We start from the raw sequence: 10497 nt of genomic DNA on the forward strand, positions 1-10497 counted from the left end.
TACGCACAGTTGACGTGTGTTACCACCATGTTCCCCCCGAAGTTGTCGTGCGTCTCCCCGGCATGACCCGTCCGTGCCTACGATCGGCCCGGTTCCGTGAGCAGGTGCGCAACACGCCTCACCGCACCCCGGAAAACACCCGGAAGCACCCGGAACACCACCGGACACCGCACACAAGGAGCGTGGGTATGCACAAGCGGCAGCAGCCTGGACGGCGGACGGTGCTGGGGGCCGCGGCCCTGGGCGCGGGAGCGGCGGTATTCGGCGGGGCCGGCCAGGCGAGCGCCGCCGGGCACGGCGACACGGGCCGCCCGCAGGAGCTGCCGGTACCGCTGATCGTCGGTCACCGCGGAGCCAGCGGCTACCGCCCCGAGCACACCTTCGGCTCCTACCAACTCGCCCTCGACATGGGCGCGGACGTCATCGAGCAGGACCTCGTCCCCACCAAGGACGGGCACCTGGTCTGCCGCCACGAGAACGACATCACCGCCACCACCGATGTCTCCGCGCACCCCGAGTTCGCCGACCGCAAGACCACCAAGACCGTCGACGGAACCAAGCTGACCGGCTGGTTCACCGAGGACTTCACGCTCGCCGAGCTCAAGACGCTGCGCGCCAAGGAGCGCATACCGGGAACCCGGCAGCACAACACCCTCTACGACGGCCGGTGGGAGGTGCCGTCCTTCGAGGAGGTCCTGCAGTGGGCCGAGCGCGAGGGCCGCAGGCGTGGCCGCCGGGTCTGGCTGCACATCGAGACCAAGCACCCCACCTACTTCCGGGGGCTGGGGCTCGGCCTGGAGGAGCGGGTCGCCAAGGCGTTGCGCGCACACGGCCGGCACCGTAAGGACTCCCCGAACTTCCTGCAGTCCTTCGAGCCCAGCAGCATCCAGCGCCTGGGCAAGCTCGTCGACTGCCCCAAGGTCGTCCTGCTCTCCACCCTCGACTCCCGGCCCTGGGACTTCGTCGAGGCGGGCGACCCCCGTAAGGTCGCCGATCTGGTCACGCCCGAGGGCCTGAAGTGGATCGCCGGCTTCGCCCAGGGCATCGGCCCGGACCTGACCGTGATCATCCCGCGGGACAAGGACGGCAAGCTCGGCACGCCCACCTCCGTCGTCGAGGACGCACACGCCGCCGGCCTGGTGCTGCACCCGTATACGGTCCGCAACGAGAACGCCTTCCTGCCGGCCGACCACCGCCGCGGCACCGACCCCAACGCCTACGGCGATGCCCTCGGCGTCTTCAAGGCCTACCTCGGCACCGGCATCGACGGCCTCTTCTCCGACAACCCCGACACCGCGCTGCTGGCCGCCGCGGAGTTCCGCAAGCGCTGATCCGACGCTTGCACAGCGGCGGACGTGAGGCCCCGGACCGGCGCCACCTCCCCTTGACTCTCATCTGAGTTGGGAATGTCACAGGGGAGCTCGGCGCCGGTCTGTTCCGCTTGCCCCATATGCCTGCGCAGAATGCTCGGCGGCGGAGATTGCCGCTGCCACATTCCGGGGAGTCCGGAAGAACCCGGACCAACCGAATAAGGGGAGGCATACGCGCATGGGCACCAGCGTGACCATCTCTGCGGCGACCGACCAGGACGCCGAGCAGATCCTCAAACTGCAGTACCTCTGTTACCAGTCGGAAGCCGCGCTGTACGACGACTACGGCATCGAGCCGCTCACCCAGACGCTGCAGGCGCTGCGCGCCGAACTGGCCGAGGGCTGCGTCGTGGTGGCCAGACTCGGCGAGGAGGTGGTGGGATCCGTGCGCGGCACGGTCGACGCGGACGGCACCGCGCAGATAGCCAAGCTCATCGTGCACCCGCGGCTCCAGCGGCACGGCCTGGGCGGCCGGCTGCTCGCCGCGGTCGAGGAGCGGCTGGCGGCCGAGCGGTCGGCCCGGCGCTACCGGCTGTTCACCGGCCACCGCAGCGAGGGCAATCTGCGGCTGTACCGCAGCCACGGCTATGCGCCCGTGGGCACCGAGCAGCTGACCAAGCGGCTGAGCGTGGTCACCCTGGAGAAGGAACTGAAGCCGGAAGCCGCCGCCGAGGCGCTGGTCGCCGGAGCGTAGGGAAGTGGCGGGCCCGCACGGGGCGGGCCCGTACCCGAGGTGGTGGTGTCGTGGTGCCTACGCCGTACGGGCCCGGCGCAGCCAGATCAGTCCGGTGACGGGCAGGAAGATCGGGATGAAGAGATAGCCCATGCCGTAGTCCGACCAGACGGTGGCGTCGGGGAAAGCGGACCGGTCGAGCAGCGTCCAGGTGCCGATGCCGAGCACCCCGAGCAGCTCCAGCGCGCAGCAGGCGAACGCGGCCCTGCGGGCGCCCTCCCCGCCGCGCACCAGCGAGAAGGTGATGAACCCGTAGACGACCGCGGAGACCGCCGAGAGGCTGTAGGCCAGCGGGGCCCGGTCGAACTGGGCGATGAGCTGGTAGAGCGAGCGGGACGCGGCCGCGACGGTGAAGATGCCGTAGAGCGCGACCAGCAGACGCCCGGGCCCGGTGCCCAGGGAACGCTTCGCCGGGGCGCCGCCGTCCGCCGCGGTGGTCGCCGTGGTCCCGGGCACTGCCTCAGGCACTGCCGCCTCCCCAGATGTCGAACAGTCGCACTTCCAGTACGGCCAGCACCACGGCGCCCGCCGCGGCGGTGGCCGAACCCCAGCGGGTGCGCTCCGAGAGCGACATGAACCCGGTCGCGGGGACGCAGGCCGCCGCCCCGAGCAGATACGCCACGAACAGCGCGGTGCCCTTGTCCGGTGACTGCCCGCGCGACAACTGCACGACGGCGATGACCAGTTGCACGATGCCGAGCAGCGACACTATGGCCATGCCGATGAAGTGCCAGTCCTTGGTGGGCTGGTCGCGGAACGCGGCGAAGCCGCACCAGGCGGCGAGGGCGAGAGCGGTCACGGCGACCGCGATCGTCAGCGCGTCGATCACCGGGACCTCCGGGCGACGTGGCTGCGCGCCGTGGGGTTGTGGGGCATGGGGCGATGCTAATCGGCGGCGGGCGGGCGGCCGCGTCCGGCCCCGTCGTGGCGTTGACCACAACGCACATGGCCGAAGAGATGTCCGCCGATGTCCTCGTCAGCGATCTGCCGGCGGTATCCGCGCAGGCCACGGACGGGACGATCGAGATCACCACCGCGGAGTGCGGCGGTGTCCACGGGTTGGTCGGGCAGGTCCGCTATCCGGACACATTTGATCGGCCCGCACTGCTGTCTGGTTTACTTGCCGCCATGACCACGACGAGCTACCGCACCCCTGCGACCGAGGCGAAAATGACGCCCGGTGCTCGTTGCATGTGTCGAATGTGTGACCGCTGAGGGCCCCCGCCTGAGCCTCGCGCCCCGAAGCGAGACCCTCCCCCGAGCTCTTACGGAGCAGGGGGACCCCACCCCGCCGTGCGTCCGTCCTCGACGGAACCGGCCGCCCCGCGTCACCGGAACCCGGAGCCGGGCCCCGCGCCCGCCGCCGCTCCCTGTTCCCCTCTGCCGCACTCGCAAGAATGCCCCGTGCCCGGCGGGCGAGCCGCCGAGCACTCGACAGTGACGGAATTCCCTGTGATCACCACAACGGGCCTGACCAAGGTCTACCGTTCAGGAGACCGCGAAGTCACCGCCCTGGACGGCGTCGATCTGCACGTCCGCGAGGGCGAGGTGTACGGCGTCATAGGCCAGAGCGGCGCCGGTAAATCCACCCTCATCCGCTGCCTCAACCTCCTGGAGCGCCCCAGCTCCGGCACGGTCACCGTCGCCGGCCAGGACCTGACCGCCCTCGCCGGGCGCGGTAAGCGCGCCAATGCGGAACTGCGCGCCGCCCGCAGCCACATCGGCATGGTCTTCCAGCACTTCAACCTGCTGTCCTCGCGCACCGTCCAGGACAACGTCGAGCTGCCGCTGGAGATCCTCAAGGTCGACCGCCGCGAGCGCTCCCGCAAGGCACTGGAACTGCTGGACCTGGTCGGCCTCGCCGACAAGGCCAAGGCCTACCCCGCCCAGCTCTCCGGCGGCCAGAAGCAGCGCGTCGGCATCGCCCGCGCGCTGGCCGGCGACCCCAAGGTGCTGCTCTCCGACGAGGCCACCAGCGCCCTGGACCCGGAGACCACCCGCTCCATCCTCCAGCTGCTGCGCGACCTCAACCGCCAGCTGGGCCTGACCATCGTGCTGATCACGCACGAGATGGACGTCGTCAAGACGATCTGCGACTCGGCCGCACTGATGAAGAACGGCCGCGTCGTCGAGCAGGGCACGGTGGCCGAATTGCTCGCCACCCCCGGCTCCGAGCTGGCCCGTGAGCTGTTCCCGGTCGGCGGCGAGCCCTCGGCCGAGGACCGTACGGTCGTCGACATCACCTTCCACGGCGCGGCCGCCACCCGCCCGGTGATCTCCGAGCTGTCGCGCACCTACAACGTCGACATCTCGATCCTCGGCGCCGCCATGGACACCGTCGGCGGAAAGCAGATCGGCCGGATGCGCATCGAGCTGCCCGGCCGCTTCGAGGAGAACGTCGTGCCCATCGGCTTCCTGCGCGAGCAGGGGCTCCAGGTCGACGTCGCGGACGTGGCCGATGTGGCCGCGGCCGCCGACCCCGCCGACGAACCGGCGATCTTGGCGCCGGCCACCCCGCTCCAGAAGGAAGGTGCCAAGTGACCTGGACCGAGATGCAGCCGCTGCTGTACGACAACACGCTCGACACCCTCTTCATGGTGTGGTGGTCGACGTTCTACGCGGTGCTCATCGGTGTCCCGGCCGGTGTGCTGCTGCATCTGACCGACCGCGGCGCCATCCTGCAGAACGTCGTGGTGAACAAGGTCCTCGGCGCGATCGTGAACATCGGACGGTCCTTCCCGTTCCTGATCCTGATCGTGGTGCTGATCCCCTTCACCCGGCTGATCGTCGGCGTCTCCATCGGCCCCACCGGCGCGGTCGTGCCGCTCGCCATCGCCGCCATCCCGTTCTTCGCCCGGCTGGTGGAGGCCGCGCTGCGCGAGGTCGACCACGGTCTGGTCGAGGCGGCCCAGGCGATGGGCGGCGGCACCTGGACGATCGTCTTCAAGGTCCTGCTGCCGCAGGCGCTGCCCGCGCTGGTCGCGGCCGTCACCACCACCGTCATCACCCTGATCGGCTACTCCGCGATCGCCGGTGCGGTCGGCGGCGGCGGTCTGGGCAACCTGGCCTACACCTACGGCTACCAGCAGTACGAGACCTCGCTGATGATCACCACCGTCGTGGAGCTGATCGTCCTCGTCACGCTCGTCCAGCTGCTCGGCGATCTCGTCGTCCGCCGGCTGGCCGGCCGCGGCGCCCGCGGCTCCTCCTCCGTACGCGTCGGCCTGCGCCGCGCCCGCACCCAGGAGCCGGCCGTCGCCACCGGCGAGGCCGCCTGACCCCCAAGCCCCCCGCACCCCCCAAGAGCCCGGACCCTTTGCCGGGCGGACACCACGCAGCACTTCGCGTGTGAACAAGAAAGAGGCACTCTTCGTGCGCAACACCATCAAGATCTCCGTGGCCGTCGCCGCCGTCACCGCCGTCGCCCTCGGCGCGAGCGCCTGCAGCGCCCCCTCGGACACCACCGCCAGCAGCGACAAGAGCGACAAGAACGCCCCCCTCGTCGTCGCCGCGAGCCCCACCCCGCACGGCACCATCCTCGACTTCGTCAAGAACAAGCTGGCGGCCAAGGAAGGCCTCAAGCTGGTCGTCAAGCCGTTCAACGACTACAAGATCCCCAACAAGGTCACCGACGACGGCCAGGTCGACGCCAACTTCTTCCAGCACAAGCCGTTCCTCGACACCTTCAACAAGGAGAACGGCACGCACATCGTGCCCGTCGTGAACGTGCTCATCGAGCCGCTCGGCGTCTACTCCAAGAAGATCGACAAGCTCTCGGACCTCAAGTCCGGCAGCACCATCTCGGTGCCCAACGACCCCTCCAACGAGGGCCGGGCGCTCAAGCTGCTCGCCGACAACGGCGTGATCACCCTCAAGCCCGGGGTCGGCTCGGACGCCAAGCTGACCGACGTCAAGGACAACAAGGGCATCAAGATCACCGAGCTGGAGGCGGCGCAGACCGCGCCGCGTATCGACGACGTCGACGCCGCGATCATCAACGGCAACTTCGCCATCGGTGCGCACCTCAAGCCCTCCACCGACGCGCTGGCACTGGAGAAGGCGACGGACAACCCCTACGCCAACTTCCTCGCCGTCAAGAAGGGCAACGAGAACGACCCGCGGATCAAGAAGCTGGCCAAGCTTCTGAACTCCCCCGAGGTCAAGAAGTTCATCCAGGACAAGTACAAGGACGGCTCGGTCATCCCCGCCTTCGGCCCCGCCAAGAGCTGACACCTCTCCTGTTTTTCCCCGCCGCCCACCCCCCTTCGGGGGGTGGGCGGGTGTAGTCGGCCGTTGCTCGTGCGCAGGTCACCGGAAGGTGGCCGTCCGCACGTACGACGTACGGGCCCCGGACCCGCGCACCGCGCGGCCGGGGCCCACGCGCGTGGCACACCCGCGGGCGGATGCTGCATGCTGGTGCATTCAAGACGGTCAAGACGGCCCGTGACCTCGCGGTGTAACAGTCCGCGACGTTCTGGGCACCACGGTCAACGGCGTTGGAGCAGCGGTATGACATCCACCTTTCCGGACATCTCCATCAGCACGGACCGGCTGGTGCTGCGCCCGTTCGACGAGGCCGATGTGCCCGCCCTCGCCGCGATGATGAACGACGAGCTGGTCGCGGCCTGGACCGCGGTACCCCAGCCCTTCACCGAGGCCGCCGCCCACACCTGGATCACCGAGTACGCCACCACCGAACGCACCGCGGGCCGTGGCATCGACCTCGCCGTCACCGAGTTCCTCACGCAGCGCCTGGTCGGCGTCGTGCAGCTGAGCAACACCAACTGGCGGGTGCGCTCCACCGAGATCTCCTACATCGTCGCCGCCTGGGCGCGCGGCGAGGGCTACGCGTCCGAGGCCACGCTCGCCACCGCCCAGTGGCTCTTCCACGACCAGCGTTTCGAACGCCTCGAACTGCGGACCGCCGCCGGCAACACCGCCTCCCAGCAGGTCGCCCAGAAGACCGGCTGCATCAGCGAGGGCGTGCTGCGCAACGCCTTCATAGCCCGCAGCCGCACGGAGGACGGCGGCTGGACGGACATCCGTACCGATCTGATCGTGTGGAGCCTGCTGCCCGAGGACCTCGACGGGGTCCCCGGCCGGATGGCCGACGCGAACGGATTCACCTACCCCGAGTGGAACTGACCCACGCCCGCACCCGGGCCCGTACCTCTCGGGGTACCCTCGCCCTGCCGCGCACCTGCGTGACCAGCGCGGACCAGCGCACCACAGCGGCACCACCGGCCTGCGGCCGCTCCGCGGCCACCCCGCCTGCCGCCCCTGCCCGCGTACCGACAGCAGCCCCAGGAGACTGACGAGCATGGCCGACCGGGTCACGGTGATCGGATGGGACGGCTCTTCGCTGACCGCCGCCGCCCGCTCCGCCCTCGGCGCCGCCACGCTGGTGGCCGGCGCCGCCCACCACCTCGCACTGCCCGAAGTCCCGGCGAACGCCGAGCGGATCCGGCTCGGCAGCGTGACCCTGGCCGCCCGCCGGATCGCCCAGCACCGCGGCACCGCCGTCGTGCTCGCCGACGGCGACCCCGGCTTCTTCGGCGTGGTCCGCACCCTGCGGGCACCCGAGCACGGCCTCGAAGTGGAGGTCGTCCCCGCCGTCTCCTCCGTCGCGGCCGCCTTCGCCCGGGCCGGCATGCCCTGGGACGACGCCCAGATCGTCGTCGCCCACAGCCGCGATCTGCGCCGCGCGGTGAACGTCTGCCGCGCCCACACCAAGGTCGCGGTGCTCACCTCACCCGGTGCCGGGCCCGCCGAACTCGCCCTGCTGCTCGGCGGCGTCCACCGCACCTTCGTCATCTGCGAGGACCTGGGCACCGACCGCGAGCGGGTGACAGTCCTCACATCCGACAAGGTCGCCGACCACGTCTGGCGCGACCCCAATGTCGTCATCGTCATCGGCGGTTCGCCCGGCGGCGCCGCGGCCCAGGGCACCGGCTGGATCGCCGGCCGCGAGGTCGGCCATCCGACGGGGCCGCGCGGCTGGGGACTTCCGGCCCGCGCCTACGGAGGCGCCCTGGGCGAGGGCGAGTCCGTCCAGCTGCGCACCGCCCAACTCGCCCGCCTCGGGCCGCAGGTGGGCGACCTGGTCTGGGACATCGGCGCGGGCAGCGGAGCCGCCGCGGTCGAGGCGGCGCGCTTCGGCGCCGCCGTCATCGCGGTGGACGCCGACGCGGACGCCTGCGGGCGCACCACCGCCGTCGCCCGCCGCCACGGCGTCCAACTCCAGGTCGTGCACGGCCGGGCACCGCAGATCCTGGAAGACCTGCCCGAACCCGACGTGGTGCGGATCGGCGGCGGGGGAGCGGCGGTCGTCACGGCCTGCGCGGCCCGCCGTCCCGAACGGATCGTCACCCACGCCGCGACCCGCGACGAGGCCGAATCGCTCGGCCGGGCGCTGGCGGACGGCGGCTACGAAGTCGAGTGCGCCCTGCTGCAGTCCGTGGACCTGGACACTTCCGTCTGGGTCGAACGTGAGCGCTCCGTGGTGTTTTTGCTCAGCGGCTATCGCGTTCCTCACCCGTGACCAGCACGGCAACCCGCGCGAGGTAGGCTGGCGGATCGTTGCGCCGCCGTTCCGCGTTCGGCTTCGTACGCCAATATCCGGAAAATGCCGTGGTTTTGGCCGAATATGAAGCTCTGGAGAGCGGACGTGCCGCGAGGCGCGCTCGCTCGTTCTAGCTATCGGGGCGTCGGCGCGCCCCGGTCGAGCGCGTCGCACGAGCGGTTGGAAGGAGCACTACCAATGGGCGAGGGGTACGCATGACCGACACCGGCCAGGTCCCGGGCGAGGGACAGCCGGAGAACGCAGGCGGACATCCCGGGCAGCCGCAGCCGGCGGCCGCGCCCTCCCCTGCCGACGCCGGACCGACGCAGCAGCCGGGCATGGTGACCCCTCCGGGCGAGTACCCCTACCTCGACCCGGCCGACGGCGTGGTCGAGGACGACGATCTGCTGCTGATGCCGGGCACCCAGGGTGCCTGGAGCGAACAGCCGGCTCCCCAGCCGCTCCCGCACGAGACCCACCAGGCCCCCGCCCAGCAGCCGCAGCCGGGCGTGCCGTTCGACGCGGCCGCCCAGGGGACCACCGGCTTCGAGCCGATGCCCGCCCAGGCCGGGGACCATGAGACCGGCGGCCGGGATTCCGGTTCCGTCGACCTCAGCGCCGTCCGTATCCCGCAGCCCGCCGCACCGCAGCAGCAGGACCGCGCTCGCGCGGCCGCGCCGGCCACCCCCGCGCGCCGCCCGCTGCACATGGGCCCGCCCGTCCCGGACGCGACCGGCGGCGTGGTCCGTTCGCTCGCCGACCGCGGGCCGGCCGACACACCGACCCAGGCCCCCGCGCGACACGCCGGACCGCCGACCGGTGGACCCGAATACTTCGACACGCCGGCCGAGGCGCCCGACGCCGCGGCGCAGACGGCCGCGGACCAGCCATACGCCGAGCAGCCCCCCGGGGATGTCGCGGCGGAGCAGGCCTTCGCGGCGCCGTCGTACGGCGACCAGCCCTACGGCGGACAGTCGTCCGCCGAGCAGACCTACGGGGCCGCCGGCCAGGGCCCGTTGCCGGGCCCGCAGCTCGGCGAGATCCCCTCGCAGGTGCCGCCGTGGGGCGAGGCCTCGGCCCAGGTGGTCGCGGCACAGAGCGCAGAAACGGTCGCCCCCGCCAAGGCGGCCGCCGCGCCTGTCGACGTGGCTGCCCAGCCCGTTCCGCAGGACGCGGCGCCCGCCGAACAGCCGCAGCCGATGCCGCTGCCGGCCGAGGGCACCGCGGAGGCCGGCGACGCTGTGGTCGCGGACGTCGTCGACGCCTCGGGTGCCGTCGCAGCAGAGGCCGTCCAGGGCGCGCAGATTGAGGCGCCGGCGGAGGCGTGGGCGCAGCCCCAGGGCGTGGCCCCGGACGCGCTGCCGGAGACGGCGGCGCAGGGTCAGGACGCAACCGCCGTGGCCGATGCCGCTGTTGTGGAAGCGGCCGCGGACGCCGCCGTGGACACCGTTGCGCCGGATGCCGTCGCGACGGACGCCACCGCTGCGGAAGCCCCTGTTGCGGACGCCGCTGTTGGGGACGTCGCCGCGCAGGACGCTCCGGCCCAGCAGCCGGAAGCGGCCGCCGTCGAAGGCACCCAGCAGCCCGTGGACCAGCCTCAGGCCGACGCCCAGGCGGCAGCTCAGCCGCAGGACGGGCCCGCCGAGGCACCGGCCGACCAGGCCGCGCAGCCCGTACCGGAACAGCCGGCCGCCACCGCGGCCGACGCGCCGGACGTCACCGCCGATGCCCCCCAGGCACCCCAGGCCGAGCAGACCGCCGACCAGCTCCAGGCCGTTCCGGCCGAGGCCACCGGCCAGCCCGGCGCCCCCGCCGAGCCGGCCCCCGCCGCC

Annotated in this window: 10 protein-coding genes and 1 pseudogene; 9 read left to right on the forward strand and 2 right to left on the reverse strand. The window is 71.7% G+C overall.

The window, feature by feature from the left end:
- The first annotated feature begins 188 nt into the window (after positions 1 to 188).
- Complete coding sequence (locus DY245_RS12345; protein ID WP_128506632.1) at positions 189 to 1331, forward strand: glycerophosphodiester phosphodiesterase; 1143 nt, start codon at positions 189 to 191, stop codon at positions 1329 to 1331.
- Positions 1332 to 1548: 217 nt separating this feature from the next.
- A complete protein-coding gene (locus tag DY245_RS12350; RefSeq protein ID WP_128506634.1) occupies positions 1549 to 2064 on the forward strand; it encodes a GNAT family N-acetyltransferase in 516 nt (171 codons plus the stop codon).
- Between the two features lie 57 nt (positions 2065 to 2121).
- On the opposite strand, the gene DY245_RS12355 is transcribed toward DY245_RS12350, so the two are convergent.
- Positions 2122 to 2559, reverse strand: a complete 438-nt coding sequence (locus DY245_RS12355) for a hypothetical protein (RefSeq protein WP_128506646.1) — start codon at positions 2557 to 2559, stop codon at positions 2122 to 2124.
- Between the two features lie 4 nt (positions 2560 to 2563).
- On the reverse strand, positions 2564 to 2932 hold the full coding sequence (locus DY245_RS12360) for a hypothetical protein (RefSeq protein WP_128506636.1): 369 nt from the start codon (positions 2930 to 2932) through the stop codon (positions 2564 to 2566).
- Between the two features lie 116 nt (positions 2933 to 3048).
- On the opposite strand from DY245_RS12360, the gene DY245_RS47830 reads away from it, so the two are divergent.
- From DY245_RS47830 to DY245_RS12395, 7 genes and pseudogenes are all read left to right on the forward strand, one after another.
- On the forward strand, positions 3049 to 3318 hold the full coding sequence (locus tag DY245_RS47830) for a hypothetical protein (RefSeq protein WP_342354183.1): 270 nt from the start codon (positions 3049 to 3051) through the stop codon (positions 3316 to 3318).
- A gap of 237 nt (positions 3319 to 3555) precedes the next feature.
- Positions 3556 to 4644 (forward strand): methionine ABC transporter ATP-binding protein, encoded by a 1089-nt coding sequence (locus DY245_RS12370; RefSeq protein ID WP_128506638.1) that lies wholly within the window; start codon positions 3556 to 3558, stop codon positions 4642 to 4644.
- Positions 4641 to 5381 (forward strand): methionine ABC transporter permease, encoded by a 741-nt coding sequence (locus tag DY245_RS12375; RefSeq protein WP_128506640.1) that lies wholly within the window; start codon positions 4641 to 4643, stop codon positions 5379 to 5381. Before DY245_RS12370 ends, DY245_RS12375 begins: the two co-directional genes overlap by 4 nt.
- Positions 5382 to 5451: 70 nt before the next feature.
- Positions 5452 to 6333: a MetQ/NlpA family ABC transporter substrate-binding protein gene (locus DY245_RS12380; RefSeq protein ID WP_244942997.1), complete on the forward strand. Its 882-nt coding sequence runs from the start codon at positions 5452 to 5454 to the stop codon at positions 6331 to 6333.
- 279 nt (positions 6334 to 6612) lie between these two features.
- Positions 6613 to 7248: a GNAT family N-acetyltransferase gene (locus DY245_RS12385; protein WP_128506642.1), complete on the forward strand. Its 636-nt coding sequence runs from the start codon at positions 6613 to 6615 to the stop codon at positions 7246 to 7248.
- Between the two features lie 175 nt (positions 7249 to 7423).
- Positions 7424 to 8644, forward strand: a complete 1221-nt coding sequence (gene cbiE, locus DY245_RS12390) for a precorrin-6y C5,15-methyltransferase (decarboxylating) subunit CbiE (RefSeq protein ID WP_128506644.1) — start codon at positions 7424 to 7426, stop codon at positions 8642 to 8644.
- A 236-nt stretch (positions 8645 to 8880) separates the two neighbouring features.
- Positions 8881 to 10497: pseudogene (locus DY245_RS12395) on the forward strand (nicotinate-nucleotide--dimethylbenzimidazole phosphoribosyltransferase); the annotation flags it as partial.

Source organism: Streptomyces inhibens, assembly GCF_003389455.1.
GTDB lineage: Bacteria > Actinomycetota > Actinomycetes > Streptomycetales > Streptomycetaceae > Streptomyces > Streptomyces inhibens.

Coding starts and splice junctions, on each gene's coding strand:
- DY245_RS12345 (WP_128506632.1), top strand. CDS start 189: ATGCACAAGCGGCAGCAGCCTGGACGGCGGACGGTGCTGGGGGCCGCG.
- DY245_RS12350 (WP_128506634.1), top strand. CDS start 1,549: ATGGGCACCAGCGTGACCATCTCTGCGGCGACCGACCAGGACGCCGAG.
- DY245_RS47830 (WP_342354183.1), top strand. CDS start 3,049: ATGGCCGAAGAGATGTCCGCCGATGTCCTCGTCAGCGATCTGCCGGCG.
- DY245_RS12385 (WP_128506642.1), top strand. CDS start 6,613: ATGACATCCACCTTTCCGGACATCTCCATCAGCACGGACCGGCTGGTG.
- cbiE (WP_128506644.1), top strand. CDS start 7,424: ATGGCCGACCGGGTCACGGTGATCGGATGGGACGGCTCTTCGCTGACC.